A 25,508-nucleotide genomic window follows, 5' to 3' on the forward strand; every position below is an offset into this window, starting at 1 on the left:
TCCGTTGCAGATTCTATATCGCCGCCCTCTCCAGGTCGAGGGTTACCATCCGCAGCAGTGCCTCGTCGTTCAACTCCGTCAGCAGGGTTTCCGCGCCCTCCAGTAATTCGCTCGCCAATCCGGTTTTGGCGGCGATCAGGGCATCGATCTTCTCTTCGACCGTTCCCTTGCAGATGAATTTATGCACGGTGACATTCTTCTTCTGGCCGATGCGGAAGGCGCGGTCGGTGGCCTGGTTTTCCACCGCCGGGTTCCACCAGCGGTCGAAATGGATGACGTGGCTTGCGGCGGTCAGATTGAGGCCGGAGCCGCCGGCCTTCAGCGAAAGGACGAAAAAGGGCGGGCCGTCCTCCTGCTGGAAGCGGTCCACCAGTTTCTTCCGCTCGGCCACCGCCGTGCCGCCATGCAGCACCAACCCCGGCCGGCCGAAGAGCGTCGTCAGAAAGGCGGCGATTGGTCCTGTCATTTCCCGGAACTGGGTAAAAACCAGCACCTTCTCCTGGCGCGAGGCGATCTCTTCGGCAAGTTCCCGCAGACGCGCGAACTTGCCGCTGCGCTCCTCGGCGTAGTCGCCGTCGCCCAGCGCCTGACCGGGATGGTTGCAGATCTGCTTGAAGCGCATCAGCGACGACAGGATCAGCCCGCGCCGCTTTATCCCTTCCCGCTGTTCCTTGAGCGCCGCGGCCAATTCCTTGACCGCCTGCCCGTAGAGACGCGCCTGCACCTTGCCGAGGCCGCACCAGGCGACCATCTCGACCTTGTCGGGGAGATCGTCGATCACGCTGCGATCGGTCTTCAGCCGGCGCAGGATGTAGGGCTGGACCAGCGTACGCAACGGCGCATAGGAGGGCGGCTCGCAACTTTCGAGGGCGGCGACGAACTGCCTGAAGCGGGTGGCGGAGCCGAGGAGGCCGGGACAGAGGAAATCGAAGAGTGACCAGAGATCGGCCAGGCGGTTTTCTACCGGCGTGCCGGTCAGGGCGATGCGCGCCCGGCCCTTGAGGGTTTTTACCGCCTTGGCCTGCTGGGTAGCGGGGTTTTTGATGGCCTGCGCCTCGTCGAGGACGATCAGGTTCCACTCCTGTTGCCTGAGCCACTCTTGCCGCTGCAGCATGCCGTAGGTGGTCAGTACCGCATCGACAGCGGCCAGTTTGCCGGCAGGGTCGGCGGCAATGCGCTCCCGCTGCCCGGGCTCCCCCTCCGACGGGTGCAGGCAGACGACGGTGAGGGATGGCGCGAAGCGTTCCAGCTCGCTCTTCCAGTTGCCCAGCAGCGACGCCGGCAGCACCAGCAGGCTGGGGGAGGATTTCCCGCTTCGCCCTTTTTGCGCCAGCAGCAGAGAGATTACCTGGATCGTCTTGCCCAATCCCATGTCGTCGGCGAGGCAGGCGCCCAGCCCCAGTTCGGAGAGAAACCAGAGCCAGTTGAGGCCGGTCTGCTGGTAAGGGCGCAAGGTCGCCTGCAACCGGTCACCGGCCTGCACTACCGCCAGCCGCGCCGGCTCCCGCAGTCCGGCCAGCAACTCCCGCAACCGCTCCCCGGCTTCGACGAAGGCCCACCCGGTCTCCTCAAGGGTGAGATCGTTGGCGGACAGGTCGCGGCGGGCGCCGGCTAGCAGGCGCATCCCTTCCATGAAGGAGAGGCCGTCTCCGGCTTCGGTTTCGATCCGCTGCCACTGTTCCAGCGCCTGGCGCAGTTTCTTGCCATCGACCTCGACCCACTGCCCGCGCAGCAGCGTCAGCCCCTCGCCGGAGGCTGTCAGCGCCGCGATTTCCTCCGGCGTCAGGTCGGCGCCGTCCAGGGTCAGCTGCACGCGAAAATCGAGGAGCGCCTGTGCCGACAGGGTTTCGCCGACATTGCCGCCGATCGCCACCTGCACCTTGGGACGCGGACGTTTTTTCCACCAGTCGGGCAGTCGCACCACCAGCCCGCTCTCCTCCAGGACCGGCACATCCTTCAGAAACGGATAAGCCTCCTCCGGCGTCCAGGCCAGCGGGTGATAGAGGTCGCCGCTCTCGAGCAGCTCGTTCACCCACGGGCAGCGGGCACCAGCCGCCTGCACCGGTTCGAGCAGGCGCAGCAGGGCTTCGCGATTGTTGGCGCCGGCATATTCGCGCAGAGCCTGGCTGAGGGGCAGATGCTGGGCGCGGGCGTTTTTACCGAGCCGCGGGATGTAGGTCGCCATGAAAGCAAAAGGATAGTCGGGATCGTTCTTGTTCTCGGCCAGGTGAAAGCAGACCCGCCCCACCTGCCGCCAGAGCGGCGCATGCCGGTGCAGGAAACCGGCGAATCCTTCGGGATCGCCGGCGATCGCCTCGCGCGTCCAGCGGTCGAGCTCGCTCCAGATGGTGGCGAGAAGCGCGGGGGTGCAGTATTCGCCGCCCGGCATCGGCGGCAGGCTCAGTGTCAACTGGGCAAGCGTTGCGGAGTCGAGGGGCGGCAGGGGCTCCAGGCGGTCGGCAGTCGGCTGGCTTTGGCAGAGCAGAAGAAGATAACGGGAACCGAAGTCGCGCCAGAAGACCCAGGGCAGCGGCCAGTCCGGCGCCGATTTACTGCCGGCCAGCGTCACGATTCCCGCCGATGGCGAAGCGGCGAAGGCCTGCGCTATTTTTTCGCCGTTAAAGGGAGAGGATTCGGGAGGAGCGGAGTCGACGTCGGGAGTCGCGCCGATCATCAGCAGATGACCGGATGGGGTGAGGGTGAGATTCACGTTGCGTACACCTGCGGCTGCACGGGAAGAAGGCTACTCTTTAAGGTCTGGAGGATATCACCCGGAAAAGATGATCGTCAATTTGAAAGCTTGTGGGCTCCGTGTCCCAGAGGGTACTCACCGCCATCCGAGGGCAAGCTCTTTCCTGATTAGGTCCGATTCTCAGCTTGATGCGGATCGCCCCTACAAGAGCCCAAGCCGTAGCGATGAATTGAACAATGGGGCCCCTACATATTGGATGCCCAAGGTGCTCTCGCCCCTCAGCTGAGAATTAGGGCTAATCAGGAGCTCTTTTATCTGCCGCCCTGCTCTCCGGGACTGCACCCGGATAAAGGGGTCTGGTATCAACTCAGGGACTACCGTATCGGCAAGATGGTTCTGATGATATGCGAGCCAAGGTTCACTCCGCTATGCGATCGATAGAGTGTTCTCCGGCGTTGATCCGGAGCTTTTCCGACACAAAGATTGTCGCTTTACTGTCAGCTGATGTCGAGTAATCAGGTTGCGGCTTAGTATTCCCGGGGTGAGGCCGTTCCGTATCAGGTTAACGGCGCGCCGGGCATCACGTAGAAGAGGATGGCGAAGAAGTGCAGGGAACTGCCGGCCATGACGAAGAGGTGCCAGATCATGTGGTTGTAGGGGAGGCGGTCGAGGAGATAGAAAAGGATACCGCCGGTATAGGCGAGGCCGCCGGCCAGAAGGAGCCAGAGCCCGCCGACCTCGACGTGCGTCAGCATCGGCCGGGTGGCAACGACAATCGCCCAGCCCATGCCGATGTAGAAGAGGACGGAGATGCGGGAGAAGCGGGCCGGCAGCAGGACCTTGCAGGCAATGCCGAGAACCGCCATCCCCCAGATGGCACCGAAGAGCGACCACCCCCAGGGACCGGAGAGGTTGACCAGGGTGAAGGGGGTGTAGGTGCCGGCGATCAGCAGGTAGATGGCGGCATGGTCGAAGATGCGCAGGATGCGCTTCGGACCGGGCAGCGGGATGCTGTGGTAGAGGGTCGAGGTGGTGTAGGCGAAGATCAGCGTGAGGCCGAAGACGGAGGCGGAGACGAGGTGGCGGGCGCTGCCGTAGCGGGAGGCAAAGTAGAGCATCACGAGCAGGCCGGCAAGGGCGAGCAGGATGCCGATGCCATGGCTGACGCCGTTGGCGATCTCTTCGCCGAGACTGTACTTGGGTTGCTGGGGATGTCGGCTCATGGCCTTCACTTTCGGGGAGTGGGTCCGGGACATTCCTGTTGTACCACTTTGCAGTGACAGATGCTGCGCCAAAGAAGAGTTTTACATAACTTTTACGTTCAGGTAAGGGTCCGGGGTGCCGCTGGCTGGTGAAAACCCCCGGCTCGGGATGAGAAAAAAGGCCCGGCAACATTTTCGAAATGTTGCCGGGCCCTTGTCTTGTTTCGCCGATACCGCTCAGGCGAGATCGAAGCGGTCGAGGTTCATCACCTTGTCCCAGGCGGCGACAAAATCGTACACGAACTTCTCCTGGGCGTCGGCACTGCCGTAGACCTCCGCCAGCGCCCGCAGCTGGGAGTTGGCGCCGAAGACGAGGTCGATGCGGGTGCCGGTCCATTTCGGTACGCCGCTGGCGCGGTCATACCCCTCGAAGAGGTCCGCGTCCCCCGCGGACGCCTTCCACGCTGTTCCCATATCGAGCAGGTTGACGAAGAAATCGTTGCTCAAGACTCCGGGTCGATGGGTAAAGACGCCATGCCGGGACCGGCCGACGTTGGCTCCCAGGACGCGCAGGCCGCCGGCCAGGACCGTCATCTCGGGGGCGGTCAGGGTGAGTAGCTGCGCCCGGTCGAGCAGCAACTCTTCCGGCGCGACACTGTACTTCGCCTTCTGGTAGTTGCGAAAACCGTCGGCGACCGGTTCGAGGACGGCGAAGGCGGCGATATCGGTCTGCTCCTGGGTTGCGTCGGTGCGACCCGGCGTGAAGGGAACGGTCACGCCAATGCCGGCCTTGTGGGCGGCCTGTTCGACGGCGGCACAGCCGCCGAGCACGATCAGATCGGCGAGGGAAACATGCTTGCCGCCCAGTCCCGAATGGTTGAACTCTTGCTGGATCGTCGTCAGGGTCTGCAGCACGGTCTCCAGCTGGGCCGGTTCGTTCACGGGCCAGTCCTTCTGCGGTGCGAGGCGGATGCGGGCGCCGTTGGCGCCGCCGCGCAGGTCGGAGCCGCGGAAGGTCGAGGCCGAGGCCCAGGCGGTGGCGACCAGCTGCGGGATCGGCAACCCGGACGCGAGGAGCCGTCGCTTGAGCGCGGCGATGTCCGCTGCGTCGACCAGGGGGTGGTTGAGGGGAGGTACCGGGTCCTGCCAGAGTAGCTCTTCCGCCGGCACCTCCGGGCCGAGGTAGCGCGCTTTGGGGCCCATGTCGCGGTGGGTGAGCTTGAACCAGGCGCGGGCGAAGGCGTCGGCGAACTTCTCGGGGTGGGCCAGGTAGTCCCGCGCGATCGGTTCGTAGATCGTGTCGAAGCGCAGCGAGAGGTCGGCGGTGGTCATCATCGGCCGGTGCTTCTTTTTCGGGTCGAAGGCGTCGACCACCAGGTCCTCCTCGTCGACATCCCTGGCCAGCCACTGCCAGGCCCCGGCCGGGCTCTTGACCTTCTCCCACTCGTATTTGAACAGGACCTTGAGATAGCCCATGTCCCACTGGACCGGGTTCGGTTTCCAGGCCCCTTCGATGCCGCTGCTGATCGCATCGGCCCCCTTGCCGCTGCGGAAACTGCTCTTCCAGCCGAGTCCCTGCTCCTCGAGACCGGCCGCCTCCGGCTCTGGCCCGACATGGGAAGCCGGCCCGGCGCCGTGGCATTTGCCAAAAGTGTGGCCACCGGCGATGAGGGCGACGGTCTCCTCGTCGTTCATCGCCATGCGGGCAAAGGTCTCGCGCACGTCGCGCCCGGACGCCACCGGGTCGGGTTCGCCGTCCGGCCCCTCCGGGTTGACGTAGATCAGACCCATCTGCACCGCGGCGAGGGGATTCTCCAGCTCGCGATCGCCGGAGTAGCGGCTCTGGGGCTTGTCGCTGGTCGCCAGCCATTCCTTCTCCCCGCCCCAGTAAATATCTTCTTCCGGCTCCCAGATGTCGACACGGCCGCCACCGAAGCCGAAGGTCGTAAAGCCCATCGACTCCAGCGCGCAGTTGCCAGCGAGGATCATCAGGTCGGCCCAGGAAATCTTCCGGCCATATTTCTGTTTGATCGGCCAGAGCAGCCGCCGCGCCTTGTCGAGATTGACGTTGTCGGGCCAGCTGTTGAGGGGAGCGAAGCGCTGGTTGCCGCTCCCGCCGCCGCCACGGCCGTCGCCCATGCGGTAGGTGCCGGCGCTGTGCCAGGCCATGCGGATGAAGAGGCCGCCGTAGTGGCCGTAGTCGGCCGGCCACCAGTCCTGCGAGTCGGTCATCAACGCATAGAGGTCCGCTTTCACCGCTTTGAGGTCGAGGCTTTTAAAGGCTTCGGCGTAGTTGAAGTCCGCCCCCAGTGGGTTGGAGAGGCTGGAATGCTGGTGCAGGATGCGCAGGTTGAGCTGGTTCGGCCACCAGTCCCGGTTCGCGTTACCGCCGCCGGCGACCTGCTGGACCGAATGTCCCGTTACCGGGCACTTGGAATCGGTACTCATGAATCTCCTCCTCGTTGGGGACAGGGAAAGCGTTTCGGCCTGTGTCGTATTGGAAGTTCTTTACCTTTAACAGGCGCTATTCATTTGTCAATCTTTGTGGAAAATCATTATCCATAAGAAGACAAAAAAAGGGCGGCAATTATTTTCCTGATTAGGTCCAATTCTCAGCTCGGCGAAGCCAGGCCTCGGGCCGCTTGCCGATTGAGACACAGGCGAACAGCAGTCTTGGCAGCATGCTGCGCAGATCGAACCGCCGGTTGAACCGGTACTGAAACTCGGCCAGATAGCGATGCGCATATTTGTCGAAGTCAAACGCATGATACGTTCCGGCCATGGCCGTCTTAAGATTGCCCAGGATGGTGTTGATCCAGTGGAAGCAGCCCATGTCGGTACTTCTGCGTTGATCACCAACCACCTTTCGCTGATGGTAGCACCCAGTCTTGGTGACGGCGCGGAAGCAATTCAGGCCATCAGAAACGACCAGCGCCGTCGGTGCCAAGTGATTCTTGGCCCATTGATCAACGTCATGGCTGCTGAAGGTCGTCACCCGGCTAAAAACAGCTCGCAGCGGATGGCCCTCGTGACTGGTCTCCACTGCCGCAATGAAGGGAACTTTGTTCTCCGAACCGCGACCAACCTTACCGCCGGAGCGTTCCCCGCCCAAGTAGGCGTCGTCGATCTCGACCCGCTGGGCCAGAACCGTTGTCTCTTCGCGCTCGAACATCGCCTGCATGAGCTTGTGCTTGAGCCGCCAAGCCGCTTTGTAGCTCAAACCCAGCATTCGTCTCAACTCCAGCATCGACAGGCCGGACTTGCCTTGTGTCATGAAGTAGAGGGCCAGAAACCACTGGGTCAGCGGCAGATTGCTCCCATGGAAAATCGTTCCGGAGATCAGCGAGATCTGTTTGCGGCAGCGACAGCACTGGAAGATGTTCGACCGTCCTCGCCGAAACTGGACCGCGCGGCTTGCACCGCATGCTGGACAGACAAATCCTTGGGGCCAGCGCGAGTGCTCAAGGATCGCCTCGCATTGGGCCTCCGTACCATAGTCTTTGAGAAAATCAGCCAAGCTCAGCCCCGGTTGGAACTGGATACGATTGATGGCCATGGATGCTAACCTCCTTGTTATTCATGAGTTCCATGGCCAAACTCTATGCTCCCTGTGCGACAGAATGTGTCATAGCTGAGAATCAGACCTAATCAGGATTATTTTTGCTGGCAGGCGGGGCAGAGACCGAAGAGTTGAACCTGGTGGGAGGTGATCTTGTAGCCGGTGGCCTGCGCCACTTCGTCCTGCAGGGGTCCGAGCAGGCTGACCGCGGGATCGCTGACGCTGGTGCAGCGGGTGCAGATCAGGTGAGGGTGGGGGGAGGGGTTGTTGCCGTCGTAGCGGTTGCGGCCGGCGCTAATGGGGATTTCGAGGACTTCGCCGATCTCCTTGAGGAGATTGACGGTCTTGTAGACCGTGGCGAGGCTGGTGGTCGGGAAGAGGGCGCTTACCTGGCGGTAGACCATCTCGACGCTCGGATGCTGGTCGCTGTGCAGCAGCGCCCGCAAAATCGCGATCCGCTGCGGGGTGATCCGGCATTCCCGCTGGCGGAGTTTGGTGAGGATCTCATCGAGGCGGGTCTGCGGACTCTTCACGGGGGCACCGGTTTCATTGGGAGCAAAGCATGGAGAATGATTATTAACAGACAATCCCAGAGGCGACGTTCCTTGTCAAGCCTTCTTCCCGGCGGGGGGCGCTGCTCCCTGATGAGGATGACGTGTCAGGCGGCGATCAGCTTGAGCTGGGGGGCGGTCAGGCTGTAGCGCAGTTCCGCCAGTTGGGAGGCATCTGCAGGGAGGTCGAGACGGCAGAGGCCGCCGTTTTCGAAATGGATGCGCACCCGGCTCCCCTGGCCGAGGAGGAGGGAGGCGATTTCGGCCAGCGACGGCAGGTGACCGACGACGATAATCGCCCCGGTGCCGTTTTCACCATTGCCGCGCAGCAGGCGCAGGCTCTCCCGGGGCGGGGTCAGCGGCAGCAGCAGGTCGCTCTCGAGAATGTCGCTGTAGGGGAAGTTGACCGCCTCGGCGATCAGGGCCGCGCTCTGCCGGGAGCGTTTCTTTGAACTGCAGGCGAGGAGGTCGGGAACGACGCCAAGGCGCTTGAGGGCGCGCCCGGCCATCTGCATCTGCACCACCCCTTCCCGGGAGAGCGGTTGCTCCGGATCGTCTTCACTGGCAAGCGCCAGGCCATGCTGCATCAGGTAGAGTTCCATGCGCCGATCCTTTCGCCGTGTTGTTTGCCAAGAGTGTAGCCGATAACCGGCTGCCGTGCAGCGCCGGCAACAGGCGCCAGGATGAAACATCGCGGAAGGGACCGCCGTCGGCGTTTCCCGGCTGTGCAAATCCACAGTCTGGGTCTGCCTATCCGGTCCCGAAAAAATACGCATCGCCACGTAGCCGCGGAGGGAGCGCAGGGCTATAGTCATAACCAAGCAGCGACCCGTTTGGCAGGCGGGTACTGCGGACCTTCTTCAAACCCTTCTCACCACACCTCTCGATTTGGCGCGTCGCACGATACCCTCCTGGGCGGCGCGCCTTTTTTTTGTCTGCAGCAGACCCTGGCCGCCTCACCTGGCTCTTGACAAGGGCCCGGCATTCACCTGCACTTCCGTCCTGATTTCCGCCTGGTCTTCCATGGCGGCTCCCCTTTTCTGCCTGCTCCTTGCTCCTAACCCTGTCTCCGGCCAGGTTGCGGGCAGCTGGAGGCGCAACCGGCGAACCGAGCTGGTCGAAGCGAATTAACATCAAAAGAGCGGGGGAGGTCGTGACCTCCCCCGCTCTTTTCGGCTGAAGCAGGTATTTCCTGCCGGTCAGGCCTCGTTGTGCAGGGGGAGGGCGACAACCACGGTGGTCCCGCGCTCCTTTTCGCTGGTGACGGCAATCTCGCCGCCGTGGCCGTCGACGATCTTGCGGACGATGGTCATCCCCAACCCGAGGCCGCCGATGGCGGTATTCGAGGTATCGGCGCGGTAGAACTTGTCAAAGATCCGCTCCACCTGGTCACTGGTCATGCCGATCCCCTGGTCGGTGACCGCAATCTGCAAGCGGTCGCCGGTCAGGGTGGTCCGCACCGTGATCGTCCCCCCGGCGGGAGAGTACTTGACCGCATTGCTGAGCAGGTTTTCCATGACCTGGTGGATCTTTTCCCGGTCGATGCTGAGAATGACCGGTTCCAGCAGCAGCTGAAGGCGGAAGGAATGGCCGGGCGAGCCTTGCCGGTACTGCGCGACGACCTCGCGCAACAGTTCGTTGAGGTCGGCGGGGACGCGGTCAAGGGCGATCAGGCGGCCCGATTCGATGCGCGAGAGGTCGAGCAGATCATCAATGATATGGGCGAGAACTTCCGCCTTCTCGCAGATTTTCCCCAGGTATTCCTGCTGCTCGGGCAACGGCAGCTGGCCGAGCAGCAGCAGCAGCTCGGCGTAGCCCATCACCGAGGCGAGGGGGGTGCGCAGCTCGTGGGCCGCGGTGGAGATGAATTCACTCTTGATCTGATCAACCTCCCACTCGCGGCTGATGTCGCGCAGGATGGTGATGGCGCCGCCGGTGTCGCCGCTGGTGTTCAGGATCGGCGCCGAGCGGGCCTGAATCACCCGGGGGCCGGTCCTGCCGGCCAGGGTAAAGTCGCACTGCAGGATTTGGCAGCAGCTCAGCGGCATCTGCAACTGCCGGCAGAGCGCCGGGTCGAGAGGGAGCTCGGCGACCGGCGCCAGGTGAACCCGTGTCAGCTTGAGTCCGAGGAGTTCTTCCGCCGCCGGGTTGAGATGGGTCAGCCGCTGGCAGGCATCGGTCACCAGCAGGCCGTCGCTGACCGAACGCAGGATGGCGTCGATCCGGTCGCGGGAGGCGGCGGTGTCGCGCAGCGCCCGGCGCAGCTGGATCTCCGCCTGTTTGCGCTCGGTGACGTCCTGGACCAGGCCGAGGCCGCAGGTCGGCTGACCGGTCTCGTCGAAGAGCCAGGCGGTCGAGACCTCGCCCCAGATCACGCGGCCGTCCTTGCGCAGAAAGCGTTTTTCGTAGCTGAAGGTGGAGCGCTCGCCCCTGGCCACTTCACTGAAATAGCGGCAGGTCTCTTCCAGGTCGTCGGGGTGGGTGATGTCGGTCGGTGTCATCCCCTTAAGCTCTTCCTCGCTGTAACCGATGAACTTCTCGAAGGCTTGGTTCGACTGCAGAAAGCGGCCGTCGGGGGCGAGGATGTTGATGCCGGCGTTGGCATGGGCGAAGAGGGACTGGAAGCGCTCCTCGCTGCGCCGCAGGGCGAGCTCGGCCTGGCGGCGATCGCTGATATCCTCGACCACCTCGATAAACCGGCGCGCCACGCCATCGCCGTCGAAGACCGGAAACGCCTTGATGCTCACCGTCAGCTGGGTGCCATCATCCCGCAGCCCCTGGGTTTCGGTGGTGACCGGTTTGCCGCTCGCCATCGCCCGGGTTCCCGGACAATGGGGGCAGACCTCCGGCCGTTTTTCGAACTCGACGAAACAGTGGCGGCCGACGAAGTCGCCGACCGGTTTGGCAAAGAACCGCCCCTGGGCGGCATTGCTCATCAGGACACGGTAATCCTGGCCGATCAGGGTAATGCCGAGGTCGATGTTTTCCACCAGGGAGCGGTAGAGCTCTTCGCTCTCGCGCAGTGCGTCCTCCTGCTTGCGGCGCTGGCTGACATCCTGGAACAGAATCGATACCCCGCCGCGAAAGGGAAAGGCCCGGACCTGGAACCACTTTTCGAGGGGCGGATAGAACTCCTCGAAGGCGATTTCGGCCTCCTCCCGGGCGGCGCGCTGGAATTGCCGGGCGAAGGCAGTTTCCAGGGTTTCGGGAAAGGCGTCCCATAGGGAGTGGCCGAGGAGCTGGTCGCGCAGCCGGCCGAGGAAGCGCTCGGCCTGGGGATTGAGGTAGGTGAAGCGCCAGTCGGCATCGACGACGACGACACCGTCGCCGATGCTCTCGAGGATGGTCAGCGCGAGGTCGCCGGCTATTTCAGGGACGTCGGCGGAGGAAGGGTTGATCGGGTCGTTCATGGCGGCCACCGGGCAGCAGGGTGAAGTCCTGCCATTTTCGCAGAAACCGTTCCAATTGTCAGCCGGTATTGCGCAGGCCGGCGGCGATCCCGCTGATGGTGGCGGCGAGCACCTCGTCGAGCTCCGGCCCGCCGCCCCCCTCCTGCCGGCGGCGCAGCAGTTCGATCTGCAGCAGGCTTAAGGGATCGACATAGGGTTTGCGCAGCCACAGGGAGCGGGCGAGATCGGGCTGGCGCTGCAGCAGGTGGGTCTGGCCGGTGACCTTGAGCAGCATCCGAACGGTACGGCGGAATTCTTCGTGGATCAGGTCGAACACCCGCTCGCGCAGCAAACGATCCTCGACCAGCTCGGCATAGCGCCGGGCGAGGGGGATGTCGACCCGCGCCAGGGCGAGCTCGACGTTGCGCAGCAGGTCGGCGAAAAAGGGGAGGTCGGCGGCCATCGCCCGGAGCCGGCCGAACTCATCATCGCCGCGCTCGGCATAGCACTCGAGGGCGTAGCCGACGCCGAACCAGCCGGGGATGCCGTGGCGGCTCTGGATCCAGCCGAAGCCCCAGGGGATGGCGCGCAGGTCGCCGAGCCCCTCGCTCTTGCGGCGCTTGGCGGGGCGGGAACCGAGCCGCGCCAGCTCGAAATCGCGTACCGGGGTGGCCTGTTCAAAATAGATGAGGATGTCGGGATTTTCGGCGATCTTCTCCCGGTAGACGGAAAAGGCGAGGTGGGAGAGCTCCTCCATCGCCCGTTCCCGGTCCGGGGCGAGGGGCCCGTGGCCGAGCAACGGCCGGGCCAGGGCTTCGAGGGCGGCGGCCACCATCAGTTCGAGGTTGCGGCCGGCCAGGACCGGGTCGGCGTATTTGAAGTTGATCACCTCCCCCTGCTCGGTGATCTTCAGCGCGCCGGTAAAGGCGCCCGGGGGCTGGGCGACGATCGCCCGGTTGGTCGGTCCGCCGCCGCGGCCGACGGTGCCGCCGCGGCCGTGGAAGAGCTGCAGGGTCACTCCGCATTCGGCGGCGACCTGGTGCAGGGCGCGGTGCGCCTTGTAGATCTCCCAGGTGCTGGTCAGCATGCCGCCGTCCTTGTTCGAATCCGAATAACCGAGCATCACCTCCTGGCGCCCCCCCCAGGAGTCGAGGTAGGGACGGTAGGCGGGGAGGGACCAGAGCTCCCGGCAGGTCTGCGGCGCCCGGCGCAGATCGTCGATGAACTCGAAGAGCGGTACCGGCATCAGGCCGGGATCGCTGCCGTCGGCGCTCGCCGCCACCTGCACGCCGCACAGCTCCAGCAGCCAGATCAGGGTGAGGACATCGCCGCTGCTGCGGGCGCCGCTGATGACATAGCTGCGCAGGGCCGCGGGCGGGTATTCCAGTTTCAGGGCGGCGAGGGTGCGCAGGGTTTCGAGGAGTTCACGAGTTTCGGCGCCAGGGATGGCCGGCAGGTCGTCGGCCGTTTGCCCCGCCGCCAGCTCGCGGGCGGCCCGGGCGTGGACCTCGGCGTGCTGGCGGATGTCGAGGGTCTGCAGGTGAAAGCCGCAGGTCTGCACCAGGCGCAGCAGCGGATCGAGATAGGCCTGCGCCAGGCGCAGCCCACCATGGCCGGCGAGACTGGCGCGCAACTGCTTCAGGCCGGCTGCGAATTCCTCGGCCCGGCAGGCGCCGGGGGTCTCGGCGCCCTGGCGGGCGAGGCGCAGGCGGTGCCGGAGCAGGACCAGGTAACGGCGCCCGGTTTCGCACTCCGGGTAGCGGTCGACCTCGGCGGTCGCGCCGGGAACGGCGCGCAGCCCCTGCGCCAGGGCCTGTTCGAGGGCGGCGCCGGGGGCGACCCGGCCGGCCGAGGAAGTGAGCAGGCCGATCAGCTCGTCGAGGGTCGCCAGGTAGTGATCGAGGATCAGCTCCCGGCTCGCCTGCAATGCCTCGCGGGTCGCCGCCGGGGTGACGTAGGGATTGCCGTCGCGGTCGCCGCCGATCCAGGAGCCGAAGCGGAGCAGGAGCGGCAGTTCGGCCGGGTCGGTCTCGCCGCCGTAGCTGGCGGTGAAGGCCGCGGCGACCTCCCGGTAGAGCCCCGGCAGGGGCGGGAGCAGGGCCTGGGGAAAGTGATCGAGGCCCATGCGAATTTCATCATGGATGGTCGGGCGCTGGCGGCGGACCTCGTCACTCTGCCAGAGGCTGGTGATGGCGGCGAGGATCGCTTCCTGATCGATCAGGCCGGCGCCGGTTTCGAGGGGGAGGTGATCGAAGCCCGCGAGCAGGGCGGCGATACGGCGCCGCTTTTTCAGGACGACGCGGCGGGCGACTTCGGTCGGGTGAGCGGTGAAGACCGGGACGAGCTCCACCTGCCGTAACAGGCCGCGGGCGGTGGCGGCGTCGATCCCCCCCTCCTTGAGCCGTCGCAGCGTGCCGCGCAGGGAGCCCGGCTTGTCGCTGCCGGCAATCCTGGCCGCGCGCAGGCGGCGCTTGCGGTGATTGGTTTCGGCAAGGTTGGTCAGCTCAAAAAAATTGCTGAAGGCCTTGACGATCTGGTGGCAGTCGCCAAGGCTGAGGCCGCGCAGCAGTTCGATGGCGCGCTCCTGCAGCTCGGCCTCCCCTTCCGGGTCGAGGGTCGTGATCCCCTGCTCTTCGATCCGGTCGCGGTGACGAATGGCGAGCTGCCGCAATTCCTCCTAGACCTGGAACAGGCGTTGGCCGGCCTGCTCGCGCAGGACCACGCCGAGGAGCAGCCCGAGGTTGCGGACATCGCGCCGCAGCGGCAGGCCGGTCCCTTCCGGGTCTGCACCGATCAGTTCCGCGAGCCGGCTGGCCTGGTCCGCGGCCTGCCACAGGCATGCATCCATCGCTTCTCTCCCTCCCGCCGCACTCCCGGCCGCCGGGGCCGGCTCCGTTCTACTTGCCGCAGGCGCCGAGGCGCTTGCCGGAAAGCTTCTGGTTCATCTCCATGGCGCCGTCCTGTTTGCTGTCGATCGTGGTATGGATGGTCCCCTCCATGCTCTCCCGTTGATAGGTGATGCTCCCCTCGCTGCGGGTCACCCCCTGCTTGTCGCGGCACTCCATGACCCAGGAGACGGTGCTGCCGACCACCTTGTTCTCAAGCATCTTGCACTCCTGCTTCGGGTCCTGCTGCTGCGGGACCATCTTCTCGGGCGTCAGGCACATCTTGTACTTCATCGGCGGGATCGGGAAGGGCATCCCCGGCATCTCCGTCTTCATCGTCATCTCCCATTCTCCCGGTTGCATCTCCGTGGCCGCGAAGGCCGGCGTCGTCGCGAGGCACAACAGCACCAGGATCATTCCACCCCAGATTCCGATTTTCATGGTCGACCTCCCCGTTCCTGTCCGATAAAGGGCGCCTGGACCGGTTCCCATACCGACTCCCGGGCGTCCCTGTCAGCCGGATGAACGCTATTGCCATCCGGGCCTCGCAAATATAGCAGAAAGCCGGACCCCGGCAATAAAAGTGGTTCCTGCAAGCGCCGGCATTTGCGTTAAACTGTTGGCCGAGCCGCTGCGCAGTATCGAGGGACCTTCGGTACCGCGGCCAGGGGCGGGACCTTGCAGGACGAGGCCGCCAATTCGCCCCCGCGCCGGCAAACTCACATGATCCTAACAATCCTGTTGTAACCACTGGGAAAACCGAAGGGACAGGACGCCATGGCCAAGGAACAGATTCTGGTGATCGAAGACGAGGAGGATATCCTCGCCCTGGTCCACTACAACCTCGCCCGCGAGGGATTTCGGGTTGCCACCGCCACCAGCGGCGAGGAGGGGCTCAAGGCCGCCCGGGAACAACTGCCGGAACTGATCCTGCTCGACCTGATGCTCCCCGGGATCGACGGTCTCGAAGTCTGTCGCGCGCTGAAGGGGACGGCGGCGACCGCGGCGGTGCCGGTGGTGATGATGAGCGCCAAGGGGGAAGAGGCGGATGTCGTCGCCGGCCTCGAACTGGGCGCTGACGATTACATCACCAAACCGTTTTCGCCACGGATTCTGCTTGCCCGGGTGCGGGCGGTGCTGCGCCGGCGCGCGGCCGAGGCGGTCGCCCGGGAGGCCGGCGAGGCGATCGTTTTTCCCGACCTGACCATCCACCCCGGACGCAACGAGGTCCTGGTCCAGGGGACGCCAGTCGAGTTGACTTTTACCGAATTCCGGGTTCTGCACACCCTCGCCAGCCGACCGGGGTGGGTCTTCACCCGCTACCAGATCGTCAACGCGGTGCGTGGCGAAGACTATGCGGTGACCGACCGTGCGGTCGACGTGCAGGTCGTCGGCCTGCGCAAGAAACTCGGCCCCTGCGGCAAATATATCGAGACCGTGCGCGGTGTCGGCTACCGTTTCCGGGATGAATAGCATGCGCTCGCGCAAACTGCTCTGGCAGCTCTATCCTGCCTACCTGGTACTGATCGTCGTCGCCCTCGGGGCGCTCAGCTGGTTCTATTCCCGCGCCCTGCATGACTTCTACTATCGCCAGGCCGAGAACAGCCTGCAGGCCCGCGCCATCCTGCTGCAGGAGCAGGTGCGGGGTGGGCTCACCGCGGCGGAGGGGCCCCGACTCGAACGGCTTTGCCGAGAACTCGGCGTGCGCACCGCGACCCGCTTTACCATCATTCTGCCGGACGGTACCGTCCTTGGAGATTCGCAGGAAGAGCCGCAAAAAATGGAGAACCATGCCGGGCGTCCCGAGGTGCAGGTCGCTCTCAGCGCCGGCCGCGTCGGCACCTCCATTCGCTACAGCCGCACCCTCTCCCGCGACATGATGTACGTGGCGGTGCCGGTGCTGGAGCAGGGCCAGGTGACCGGTGCGGTGCGGGCGGCGATGGCGGTCGATGCCATCAGTGCTCCCCTGCGCGGCCTCTACCTGCGCGTCGCCCTGGCCGGGCTTGCGGTGGCTCTGATGACGGCCCTGATCAGCCTCTGGCTATCGCGGCGGATCAGCCGGCCGCTGGAGGAGATGACCCGCGGTGCGGCGCGTTTTGCCAATGGCGAACTCGGCGAGCGCCTCGCTCTAAGCGGCTCGGCAGAGATCGATGCTCTCGCCACGGCCATGAACCAGATGGCGGTGCAGCTTGGCGATCGCATCAGCACCGTCGTCAACCAGCGCAACGAGCAGGAGGCGATGCTCGCCAGCATGGTCGAGGGGATGCTCGCCGTCGACACCGAGGAGCGCATCCTGCGTATCAACCGCGCCGCCGAAACCCTGCTCGGTATTCGCTCCGGCCAGGTCCTCGGCCGCCGCCTGCAGGAGGTGGTGCGCAAGGCTGACCTGCAGCGCTTCGTGGCGCGGACCCTGGCGAGCCGGGAACCGGTGGAAGCCGATCTGACCCTGCATGACCAGCAGGAGCGCTTTCTGCAGGCCCACGGCACCCTGTTGCGCGGTGCCGCCGGCGAAATTCTCGGCGCCCTGATCGTCGTCAACGACATCACCCGGCTGCGGCGCCTGGAGACCCTGCGCCGCGACTTCGTTGCCAACGTCTCCCACGAACTGAAGACCCCGATCACCGCCATCAAGGGGTGTGTCGAGACCCTCCTCGACGGCGCCGCCAATGATCCCGCGGCCGGGCGGCGTTTTCTCGACATCATCGCCCGCCAGGGGGAGCGGCTGAATGCGATCATCGACGACCTGCTGACCCTCTCCCGCATCGAGCAGGACGCCGAGAAACACGATATCCCGCTGCAGACGGGGCCGGTGCGGGAGGTGGTGCAGGCCGCGATCCAGTCCTGTTCGGTGACCGCGGCCGCGCGCTCGGTCACCCTCGAGATCGATTGCCCGGAAGCCTTTCCGGCCGCGATCAGCCCGCCGCTGCTGGAACAGGCCCTGGTCAACCTGATCGACAATGCCATCAAGTACAGCGACGAGGGGGCGGCGGTCGGGGTCAGTGTCCGCTGCGCCGGGGGCGATCTGGCGATCGCGGTGCGCGACCGGGGTTGCGGCATCCCGCGCGAACACCTGTCGCGGCTCTTCGAGCGCTTCTACCGGGTCGACAAGGCGCGCAGCCGCAAGGTGGGAGGGACCGGGCTCGGACTGGCGATCGTCAAGCACATCGTTCAGGCCCATCGGGGCCGGGTGGTGGTGACAAGTACGCCCGGGGAAGGGAGCGTCTTTACCATCATTCTCCCGGCCCGGTCGGTGTCTGCCCCCCTACCGGAACCCTGCTAACCAAAAACTAACAATGGCCTGTTACAAGGTGCAAATCGGCAGTTCAGGAGATTTTGCACGCTTCTCACGAGGCACTAACCGAACGCTAACATCTCCGGGGATAATAGGCAGCGAAACCAAACGGTCAAATCATTCAATCCCCAACAAGGAGACCAGGCAAAATGAAGACGAGCTTTTCGATTCTCAAATCCCTGCTGCTGATGGTTGCAGTGTCCGGGCTGCTGCTGACCCTTCCCGTGGCCAAGGTGCAGGCGGCCACCACCATCAACGGCGCCGGCGCCACCTTCCCCTTCCCGGTCTACGGACAGTGGGCCTACCAGTACGAGAAGGAGACCGGCGTCCGGCTCAATTACCAGTCGATCGGTTCCGGTGGCGGTATCAAGCAGATCAAGGCCAAAACCGTCGATTTCGGCGCCTCCGACGCCCCTCTGAAACCGGCCGAACTGAACGAAGCCGGCCTGATCCAGTTCCCGATGATCATGGGCGGCGTGGTGCCGGTGGTCAATATTGACGGCATCGCCCCGGGGCAACTGCGCCTCTCCGATGCGGTCCTCGCCGACATCTTCCTCGGCAAGATCACCAAGTGGAATGACGCGAAAATCGCCACCGACAACCCGGGCCTCAAGCTGCCGGCCCAGGACATCACCGTGGTGCATCGTGCCGACGGTTCCGGAACCACCTGGATCTTCACCAACTACCTGACCAAGGTCTCCAAGGAATGGGCGGAGAAGGTTGGCAACAACAAGGCCGTCGAGTGGCCGGCCGGGGTTGGTGGCAAGGGGAACGAGGGGGTCGCCGCCTACGTGCAGCGCATCAACGGCGCCATCGGTTACGTCGAATATGCCTACGCCCTGCAGAACAAGATGAGCCATGCCCTGCTCAAGAACCAGGCCGGCAACTTCGTCGCCCCGACCGCTGAAGCTTTCCAGGCGGCGGCGGCCAATGCCGACTGGGCCCACGCCGAAGGCTACTACATGGTCCTGACCGATCAGCCTGGCAAGGAGAGCTGGCCGATCACCGGCGCCTCCTTCATCCTGGTCTACAAGGATCAGGCTAATGCCGAAACAGCCAAAACGGTCCTTGATTTCTTCGCCTGGTGCTACAAAAATGGCGCCGAAACGGCCCTCAAGCTCGACTATGTGCCGATGCCGGAAAAGGTCGTCGACATGGTCGAGGCGACCTGGGCCAAGGAAATCCGCGCCCATGGCAAGCCGGTCTGGAAATAACCCTCGCCCCCGGAATGCAGAACCGGGGTATTGACAAGCTGAGCAAAGCTGCGAGTCGCGTGAAGTGGGGACGATTCCCCGCTTCACGCCGGCTCGTTGGTGCTTGGCCTCTCTCCCGTTCCTCGCGACGGATCTGAGAAAGCGAATATGGAGCTGCAAAAGCAACGGAACTTTGACCCCGCATTCCGTGGCCTGGCCACAGCCTGCGGCATTTTGGTTGTGGCGCTGGTCGGTGGCATTTTCTGGGAACTCTATCGCGGGTCGGCGCTCTCGCTGGAGAAGTTCGGACTCGGTTTTCTCTTCTCCCAGTCGTGGAACCCGGTCACCGAACAGTTCGGTGCGGCGAGCAGTATCTTCGGTACCCTGGTCTCGACCGCCATCGCCATGGTCCTTGCCGTCCCCTTGAGCCTGATCATCGCCCTCTTCCTGGTCGAGCTGGCGCCACCGCGGGTCAGTCGCGTGGTTGGTGCGGCGATCGAACTGCTGGCGGCGATCCCGAGCATCATCTACGGCATGTGGGGGCTCTTTGTCTTTGCCCCCTTCATGGCCGACTACGTGCAGCCCTTCCTCGCCAGGGTCGGTGGCGACCTCCCCTTTTTCAAGGGACCGCCGATGGGGATCGGCATGCTCACCGCCGGCATCATCCTGGCGCTGATGATCCTTCCCTTCATCACCTCGGTGACCCGCGACATCTTCCTGATGGTGCCGGCAGTGGTTAAGGAGTCGGCTTACGGCATGGGGTCGACGACCTGGGAAGTGAGCCGCAAGGTGACGATCCCCTACGGCATCCAGGGGATCGTCGGCGCCTGTTTCCTCGGCCTCGGCCGCGCCATCGGCGAGACGATGGCGGTCACCTTCGTCATCGGCAACCGCCACGAGATCTCCGCTTCCCTTTTCGCTGCCGCCAACAGCATCGCCTCGACTCTCGCCAACGAGTTCACCGAGGCCTCCGAGGAGATCTACCTCAGTTCGCTGGTGGAACTCGGGCTGGTCCTCTTCGCGGTCACCTTCCTGCTGCAACTGGTGGCCCAGATCTGGCTGAAGCGGACCAAGCGCAAGATGGGGGTGGCGTGATGCGGGAGCGGTCGATGGCAGCGCGGCGCTTTACCGACCTGTTGTTCCGGGCTCTGGCGAGCCTGGCGGCCCTGATCGGCATCGCCTTTCTGGTCTGGATCCTCTATGTCGTCCTCGCCCGCGGGCTTGGCGCCATCAACTGGGATTTCTTCACCGAGCGGCCGGCGCCGCCGGGCATGGCCGGGGGGGGCGTCGGCAGCGCCATTCTCGGTACCCTGCTGATGACCGGCCTGGCCATGGTGATCGGCGTTCCGACCGGCCTGCTCGCCGGGGTCTACCTCGCCGAGTTCGGCCAGCACAACAAGTTCGGCGAGTGGGTCCGTTTCACCTGCAACATGCTGATGGGAACGCCTTCGATCATTATCGGCGTCTTTGTCTACATCATCCTGGTAATGCCGATGAAGAACTTCTCCGGCTACGCCGGGGCGGTGGCGATGGCGGTGATCATGCTGCCGGTGGTCACCCGCACCACCGAGGATATGCTGACGCTGGTGCCGAGCGCGCTGCGCGAATCGGCGCTCGCCCTCGGTGCGCCGCGCTGGAAGGTGACCCTCGGCGTCGTCTTCCGCGCCGCCCGCAACGGCCTGATCACCGGCATCCTGCTGGCGGTCGCCCGGGTCAGTGGTGAGACCGCGCCCCTCCTTTTCACCGCCCTGAACAGCCCCTACTGGCCCGAATCTCTCAACGAGCCGATCAGCAACCTGACCGTCACCATCTTCAACTACGCCATGTCTCCCTATCCCGACTGGCAGGCGATGGCCTGGGGCGCCTCCTTTCTGATTACCGCCGGGGTCCTCGGCGCGACCCTCTTTACCCGTACTCTCCTCTGGCTCAGGAGCCACAAGTCATGACCAATGTATCCTCCCTGCAGGCAACCAGCGCACCCGCCGAATCTTTCGCGGCGGAAGCCCCTCCGTTGGCGAGTGCCAGGTCGGCTGAGCGCCCCTCGCTGGTTGGCAATACGCCGGTGAAGATATCGACGCGCAATCTCAACTTCTACTACGGCGAGCACCAGGCGCTGATCAACAACAATCTCGATATCGCCAGCAACAAGGTGACGGCGATCATCGGTCCTTCCGGTTGCGGCAAGTCGACTCATCTGCGCACCTACAACCGGATCTTCGAGCTCTACCGCAACCAGCGGGTCTCCGGCGAAATCCTTCTCGATGGCGACAACCTGCTCGATCCAGCCCGCGACGTGCTCGAACTGCGGCGCCGGGTCGGGATGATCTTTCAGAAACCGACCCCCTTTTCGATGAGCGTCTTCGACAATGTCGCCTACGGCTTGCGCCTCCACTACAAAATGAGCCGCAGTGAACAGCAGGAGCGGGTCGAGAAAGCGCTACGCCAGGCGGCGCTTTGGGACGAGGTCAAGGACAAGCTCGACAAGCCGGGGATGGCCCTCTCCGGCGGCCAGCAGCAGCGCCTGTGTATCGCCCGGGCGGTTGCCGTCGAGCCGGAGGTGGTGTTGATGGATGAGCCGACTTCCGCCATCGACCCGGTGGCGACCTCCAAGATCGAGGAGCTGATCACCGCCCTCAAGGAGAACTACACCATCGTCATTGTCACCCACAACATGCAGCAGGCGGCGCGCATCTCCGACTATACCGCCTTCTTCTATCAGGGGCTGATCATCGAATTCGGCGCCACCAAGAAGATCTTCACCAAACCGGTGAAGAAACAGACCGAGGATTACATCACCGGACGCTTCGGCTGACCCGGGGACTTCGGCAAAAGCAGTCGGGCAACCATTCCGTTCCGGAAAGGACGTGGCATCATGACCATGCATATGCAGCGCGAACTGGAAAAGCTCAAGAAGATGATCCTCGCTCTCTCGGCCGTGGTCGAGGAAGCGGTGCAGCAGGCGGTGCTGTCGCTGGTGAAGCGGGATGTGGCGCTGGCCGAAAAGGTGGTCGCCGGCGATGAGCAGGTCGACCGCATGGAGGTCGACCTCGAAGAGGAGTGCCTGAAGATTCTTGCCCTGCACCAGCCGGTCGCCGCTGACCTGCGCTTCATTGTCTCGGTACTGAAGATCAACAACGACCTCGAACGGATCGCCGACCTGGCAACCAACGTGGCGGAACGGACCGTCGGACTCGCCAGCGTCGCCCACTGTGAATTTCCTTTCGACCTCGAAGAGATGGCGACCAAGGTCGAGACCATGCTGGAGAAAGCCCTTGACGCGCTGGTCAATCTCGACCTGCGGCTGGCGACCGAGGTCACTACCCTTGATGACGAGGTCGACTCCATTCACAAGCAGAACTACACCCTGGTGAAGAACCAGATCCGGCGCTTCCCGGAGCGCCTCGACGCCCTGGTGCAATACCTCTCGATCTCCCGGCACCTGGAGCGGATTGCCGACCTGGCGACCAATATTGCCGAAGATGTGACCTACATGATCGAGGGGGAGATCGTGCGCCACGGGCTGTAAACGAAGCGTGCGGTTTCGATAAGCGGGAGACGGGCGTCGCGCGACGCCCGTCTCCTTTTTGGTGCGCCAGGCATGGCGCGTAGCGCCTTGACTGGCGCTGTCTGATTCACTGTGGTGGTGAATCAGTGACTTGGGGGTGAAAGTCCCCTGCGGACCCTGATGGCGGGAACCGCTAGCCGGACGGCAAGGGTGTCCATCGCGAGGTGGAATCTGAAGGAAGCCGCAGGCAAAATCCCGGTCCGACGAACAGAAACCGCATGAGGCAGTCTCATCCGGGCGAGAAGGCCAATATCTTCAAAGCCCGATAGCCATCCGGGAGGGTGGGGCTGTAGATGCGGCGGGTAGATGGGAGGAAGGTCACGCGCATTACCCTGGGAGATCTGTCGGTCTGCCTCGTGCTACCGTCACCGTAAGGTGTCGGGACGGGCCGGCAGAAGTCAGCAGAGGCCGTAGTAGCCGGAGTAACCACCCGGCAAAGGGCCGAACACGAGGCGTCGTTTCAGGAGACTCGCGTTTCGATGACGACAAGAGCAGCAGAAGTCCCGGTCGAGATACCGGGAGCCGTCCCGGAGGGCAGCGGCCGGAAGCCGCCAGAGCATGGGAGCGGTGCGTCAAACGTCACGGCAACGAGAGACCCTTCCTGGACGAAAGCGGAAAGGGGGCTGATGGAAGACGTCGTCAGCCGCCCGAACATGATGGCGGCCTTAGAGCGGGTGGAAGCCAACAAGGGCGCCCCCGGCATCGACGAGATGACGACGGGCGAGCTTCGCGGTTTTCTCAAGGAGAAGTGGCCGACCATCAGGGAAGAGTTGCTGAATGGGACGTATCGCCCCCAGCCGGTGCGGAAGGTGGAAATCGAGAAGCCCGACGGGGGAGTGCGCACCCTGGGAATCCCCACGGTGTGCGATCGGCTCATTCAGCAGGCGCTGCATCAGGTGCTGACGCCGCTATTCGATCCGGACTTCTCCGAGAGCTCCTACGGGTATCGTCCCGGACGGAGTGCCTGGCAGGCGGTTAGAGCCGCCCGTCGGCATGTGGCCGACGGCAAGCGCTGGGTGGTCGATATCGACCTGGAGAAGTTCTTCGACCGGGTGAACCACGACATCCTCATGTCGCGGGTCGCCCGTAAGGTCGAAGACAAGCGGGTATTGCTGCTCATCCGGCGGTACCTGCAAGCCGGAGTGCTCGAAGGCGGGCTTGTGTCGCAGAGGGTGGAAGGGACGCCGCAGGGTGGTCCCCTCTCACCTCTTCTGTCGAACATCCTGCTCGACGCGTTCGACAAGGAACTGGAGAGGCGCGGTCACGCCTTCTGCCGCTACGCCGACGACTGCAACATTTACGTGCAGACCAGGCGCAGCGGCCAAAGGGTCATGGCCAGTCTCACCCGGTTCCTGGAGGAGCGGCTGGCACTCAAGGTCAACGTCGCCAAAAGCGCCGTCGACCGTCCTTGGAAAAGGGTCTTTCTGGGTTACAGCATGACCTTTCACAAGAAACCCCGCCTCAAAGTGGCGGAGTCGAGAGTGAAGCGGTTCAAGGCCGGACTCAGGAAGGTCTGCCGACGGGGCAGGGGACGCAGTCTCGCTCAGGTCATCAAAGAAATCACCCCGAAGCTACGGGGGTGGGCCTCTTACTTCCGCCTGGCGGAGGTCAAAGGCATCTTCGAAGAACTGGACAAATGGCTGCGGCGGAAGCTGCGCTGCATTCTATGGCGACAGTGGAAGCGCCCCTATACCCGGGCCAAGAGGTTGATGCAGCGGGGATTGCCGGAAGCCCGGGCGTGGAAATCGGCCACGAACGGGCGAGGCCCCTGGTGGAACTCAGGGGCCTCGCACATGAATGAAGCGTATCCGACATCCTTCTTTCGCTACTTGGGGCTGATCCGCTTGACCGATCAGCACCGCCGCTTTCAGAGCGCCTTGTGAACCGCCGTGTACGGAACCGTACGCACGGTGGTGTGGGAGGACGGCGGGGGCGACCCCGCCTCCTACCCGATTCGGAAAACGGTATTTTTTGGGCTATACAGGAGGGCGATTCGGCTGTAAAATGTGCAACATTTAATTTTATGGCGGGTGCCGGGGGGGGCGGGAGTGGCGCATGAGCAATCACCTATACCTCTGGCCGGCCCTGATCTCCTTCCTGCTCGGGTTGGCGGCCGGATCTCTCCTGTTCCGCTCTGACTTCTGCTTCGCCGGAATGTTCCGCGACTTTTTCCTCTTCCGCCAAACCTTCATGCTGCGCGCTTTGTTGCTGCTGGTCACGGCAAGCATGGTCCTTTTCGAAGTCCTGCGCCTATTGGGCTTCCTTTCGACTTATCCCTTTCCCGGTCTCGGCCCACCCGCGCTGACCACTATCGCCGGTGGTCTCCTCTTCGGTATCGGCATGGTCCTCGCTGGTGGCTGTGTCGTTGGTACTCTGTACAAGATGGGGCGGGGGCTGCACAGCTCCTGGATCGCCTTCGCCGGCCTGTTGCTCGGCAGCACCCTCTACGCCGAGATCCATCCGGCCTGGGCCGCTCTGGCGGCGACGACGCGCCTCACCTCGGCGATCACCCTGAGCCAGCTGCTGGGGGTGGCGCCGACGCCGCTGCTGGCCACGGTGGCGGCGCTCGCGGGATGGTGGCTCTGGCGTCGGTGGAGGGAGGGCGGCCTGCTGCGCGCGTCGGCCGCCGTCGGCGACCTGCAGCCCTGCACCGCGGCCCTGTGGCTGGCCCTGATCGGTGCCGCTTCCTGGCTGCTGCTCGGCATGCCCCTAGGGATTACGACCATCTATGCCAAGAGCGGAGCCTGGGTAGAGAGCCTGCTCTGGCCGCAACATCTGGCGTCACTTGCCTACTTCCAGGGCCAGCCTCTGGTTTTTCAACCCCCTCTTGCCGGGGCCCCGCTCGCAAGTGGTGCCGGCCCCCAGTTCGACATGCTGGCAGCGATGCAGTTGCCGCTGGTGGTCGGCATCGTTATCGGTTCGTTCTGGTCAGCCTGGTACTGGAATGATCTGGCCAAGGGGGGACATCTGCCATGGCGGCAGGTTGTTTCGGCGTTGTGCGGGGGCATCCTGATGGGACTTGCGGCACGGCTGGCGCCCGCCTGCAATGTCTGGCACCTGCTCGGCGGGCTGCCTGTCCTGGCGCTGCAGAGTCTTCTCTTTCTCGGTGGCCTCGTCCCCGGGGCCTGGGTCGGCAGTCGGCTGTTAACGGCGCTGGTTCTGAAACCCTAGATTCCTGTG

The 25,508-nt window shown here is 64.2% G+C and carries 19 protein-coding genes; 9 read left to right on the top strand and 10 right to left on the bottom strand.

Annotation, left to right across the window (positions count from 1 at the left end):
• Positions 1-13: 13 nt before the first annotated feature.
• The 10 genes from ACYQ8E_RS14155 to ACYQ8E_RS14200 form a co-directional block, all read right to left on the bottom strand.
• Positions 14-2,710: a DEAD/DEAH box helicase gene (locus ACYQ8E_RS14155; protein WP_066723938.1), complete on the bottom strand. Its 2,697-nt coding sequence runs from the start codon at positions 2,708-2,710 to the stop codon at positions 14-16.
• A 539-nt stretch (positions 2,711-3,249) separates the two neighbouring features.
• Positions 3,250-3,915, bottom strand: a complete 666-nt coding sequence (gene trhA, locus ACYQ8E_RS14160; protein ID WP_066723940.1) for a PAQR family membrane homeostasis protein TrhA — start codon at positions 3,913-3,915, stop codon at positions 3,250-3,252.
• 216 nt (positions 3,916-4,131) lie between these two features.
• Positions 4,132-6,342 carry a catalase/peroxidase HPI gene (gene katG, locus ACYQ8E_RS14165; RefSeq protein ID WP_066723943.1) on the bottom strand — a complete coding sequence of 737 codons (2,211 nt, stop codon included), beginning with the start codon at positions 6,340-6,342 and terminating at the stop codon, positions 4,132-4,134.
• A 151-nt stretch (positions 6,343-6,493) separates the two neighbouring features.
• The gene (locus tag ACYQ8E_RS14170; protein WP_066723323.1) at positions 6,494-7,450 is read right to left on the bottom strand and encodes an IS1595 family transposase; all 957 of its coding nucleotides are present in this window, start codon (positions 7,448-7,450) and stop codon (positions 6,494-6,496) included.
• A 98-nt stretch (positions 7,451-7,548) separates the two neighbouring features.
• The gene (locus ACYQ8E_RS14175) at positions 7,549-7,986 is read right to left on the bottom strand and encodes a Fur family transcriptional regulator (protein ID WP_066723946.1); all 438 of its coding nucleotides are present in this window, start codon (positions 7,984-7,986) and stop codon (positions 7,549-7,551) included.
• Between the two features lie 125 nt (positions 7,987-8,111).
• On the bottom strand, positions 8,112-8,606 hold the full coding sequence (locus tag ACYQ8E_RS14180; RefSeq protein WP_459861130.1) for a SixA phosphatase family protein: 495 nt from the start codon (positions 8,604-8,606) through the stop codon (positions 8,112-8,114).
• 597 nt (positions 8,607-9,203) lie between these two features.
• Positions 9,204-11,414, bottom strand: coding sequence for a PAS domain S-box protein (locus tag ACYQ8E_RS14185; RefSeq protein WP_066723952.1), 2,211 nt, complete (start codon positions 11,412-11,414; stop codon positions 9,204-9,206).
• A gap of 58 nt (positions 11,415-11,472) precedes the next feature.
• Complete coding sequence (locus tag ACYQ8E_RS14190) at positions 11,473-14,064, bottom strand: phosphoenolpyruvate carboxylase (RefSeq protein ID WP_459861133.1); 2,592 nt, start codon at positions 14,062-14,064, stop codon at positions 11,473-11,475.
• A gap of 6 nt (positions 14,065-14,070) precedes the next feature.
• Complete coding sequence (locus ACYQ8E_RS14195; RefSeq protein ID WP_459861135.1) at positions 14,071-14,241, bottom strand: hypothetical protein; 171 nt, start codon at positions 14,239-14,241, stop codon at positions 14,071-14,073.
• Positions 14,242-14,290: 49 nt separating this feature from the next.
• Entirely contained in the window at positions 14,291-14,719 is a 429-nt protein-coding gene (locus ACYQ8E_RS14200; protein WP_066723959.1) for a DUF3617 domain-containing protein, read from the bottom strand.
• Between the two features lie 336 nt (positions 14,720-15,055).
• On the opposite strand from ACYQ8E_RS14200, the gene ACYQ8E_RS14205 reads away from it, so the two are divergent.
• From ACYQ8E_RS14205 to ACYQ8E_RS14245, 9 genes are all read left to right on the top strand, one after another.
• Positions 15,056-15,751, top strand: a complete 696-nt coding sequence (locus tag ACYQ8E_RS14205; protein WP_066723962.1) for a response regulator — start codon at positions 15,056-15,058, stop codon at positions 15,749-15,751.
• Between the two features lies 1 nt (position 15,752).
• Positions 15,753-17,558, top strand: coding sequence for a sensor histidine kinase (locus ACYQ8E_RS14210; protein ID WP_066723965.1), 1,806 nt, complete (start codon positions 15,753-15,755; stop codon positions 17,556-17,558).
• Between the two features lie 161 nt (positions 17,559-17,719).
• Positions 17,720-18,784 (top strand): phosphate ABC transporter substrate-binding protein PstS, encoded by a 1,065-nt coding sequence (gene pstS, locus ACYQ8E_RS14215; protein WP_066723968.1) that lies wholly within the window; start codon positions 17,720-17,722, stop codon positions 18,782-18,784.
• Between the two features lie 147 nt (positions 18,785-18,931).
• Positions 18,932-19,858, top strand: a complete 927-nt coding sequence (pstC, locus tag ACYQ8E_RS14220) for a phosphate ABC transporter permease subunit PstC (protein WP_066723971.1) — start codon at positions 18,932-18,934, stop codon at positions 19,856-19,858.
• Entirely contained in the window at positions 19,858-20,709 is an 852-nt protein-coding gene (gene pstA / locus ACYQ8E_RS14225) for a phosphate ABC transporter permease PstA (protein WP_066723974.1), read from the top strand. The genes pstC and pstA overlap by 1 nt, the downstream gene beginning before the upstream one ends.
• Positions 20,706-21,575, top strand: coding sequence for a phosphate ABC transporter ATP-binding protein PstB (gene pstB / locus ACYQ8E_RS14230; protein ID WP_082820146.1), 870 nt, complete (start codon positions 20,706-20,708; stop codon positions 21,573-21,575). Before pstA ends, pstB begins: the two co-directional genes overlap by 4 nt.
• Before the next feature lie 60 nt (positions 21,576-21,635).
• Positions 21,636-22,289 carry a phosphate signaling complex protein PhoU gene (phoU, locus tag ACYQ8E_RS14235; RefSeq protein ID WP_066723976.1) on the top strand — a complete coding sequence of 218 codons (654 nt, stop codon included), beginning with the start codon at positions 21,636-21,638 and terminating at the stop codon, positions 22,287-22,289.
• 518 nt (positions 22,290-22,807) lie between these two features.
• Positions 22,808-24,211 (top strand): group II intron reverse transcriptase/maturase, encoded by a 1,404-nt coding sequence (gene ltrA, locus ACYQ8E_RS14240; protein ID WP_066724184.1) that lies wholly within the window; start codon positions 22,808-22,810, stop codon positions 24,209-24,211.
• Between the two features lie 172 nt (positions 24,212-24,383).
• Positions 24,384-25,499 (top strand): YeeE/YedE family protein, encoded by a 1,116-nt coding sequence (locus ACYQ8E_RS14245; RefSeq protein ID WP_066723979.1) that lies wholly within the window; start codon positions 24,384-24,386, stop codon positions 25,497-25,499.
• The last annotated feature ends 9 nt before the right edge of the window (positions 25,500-25,508 follow it).

It is taken from the genome of Desulfuromonas carbonis (genome assembly GCF_054658035.1).

Excerpts from the sequence above, each read along its gene's own strand:
- ACYQ8E_RS14205 (WP_066723962.1), top strand. The coding sequence starts at position 15,056 with ATGGCCAAGGAACAGATTCTGGTGATCGAAGACGAGGAGGATATCCTC.
- pstB (WP_082820146.1), top strand. The coding sequence starts at position 20,706 with ATGACCAATGTATCCTCCCTGCAGGCAACCAGCGCACCCGCCGAATCT.
- ACYQ8E_RS14245 (WP_066723979.1), top strand. The coding sequence starts at position 24,384 with ATGAGCAATCACCTATACCTCTGGCCGGCCCTGATCTCCTTCCTGCTC.
- pstS (WP_066723968.1), top strand. The coding sequence starts at position 17,720 with ATGAAGACGAGCTTTTCGATTCTCAAATCCCTGCTGCTGATGGTTGCA.
- ACYQ8E_RS14195 (WP_459861135.1), bottom strand. The coding sequence starts at position 14,241 with ATGGATGCATGCCTGTGGCAGGCCGCGGACCAGGCCAGCCGGCTCGCG.
- ACYQ8E_RS14210 (WP_066723965.1), top strand. The coding sequence starts at position 15,753 with ATGCGCTCGCGCAAACTGCTCTGGCAGCTCTATCCTGCCTACCTGGTA.
- ACYQ8E_RS14185 (WP_066723952.1), bottom strand. The coding sequence starts at position 11,414 with ATGAACGACCCGATCAACCCTTCCTCCGCCGACGTCCCTGAAATAGCC.
- ACYQ8E_RS14180 (WP_459861130.1), bottom strand. The coding sequence starts at position 8,606 with ATGGAACTCTACCTGATGCAGCATGGCCTGGCGCTTGCCAGTGAAGAC.
- ACYQ8E_RS14170 (WP_066723323.1), bottom strand. The coding sequence starts at position 7,450 with ATGGCCATCAATCGTATCCAGTTCCAACCGGGGCTGAGCTTGGCTGAT.
- phoU (WP_066723976.1), top strand. The coding sequence starts at position 21,636 with ATGACCATGCATATGCAGCGCGAACTGGAAAAGCTCAAGAAGATGATC.
- trhA (WP_066723940.1), bottom strand. The coding sequence starts at position 3,915 with ATGAGCCGACATCCCCAGCAACCCAAGTACAGTCTCGGCGAAGAGATC.
- katG (WP_066723943.1), bottom strand. The coding sequence starts at position 6,342 with ATGAGTACCGATTCCAAGTGCCCGGTAACGGGACATTCGGTCCAGCAG.
- pstA (WP_066723974.1), top strand. The coding sequence starts at position 19,858 with ATGCGGGAGCGGTCGATGGCAGCGCGGCGCTTTACCGACCTGTTGTTC.
- ltrA (WP_066724184.1), top strand. The coding sequence starts at position 22,808 with ATGACGACAAGAGCAGCAGAAGTCCCGGTCGAGATACCGGGAGCCGTC.
- pstC (WP_066723971.1), top strand. The coding sequence starts at position 18,932 with ATGGAGCTGCAAAAGCAACGGAACTTTGACCCCGCATTCCGTGGCCTG.
- ACYQ8E_RS14200 (WP_066723959.1), bottom strand. The coding sequence starts at position 14,719 with ATGAAAATCGGAATCTGGGGTGGAATGATCCTGGTGCTGTTGTGCCTC.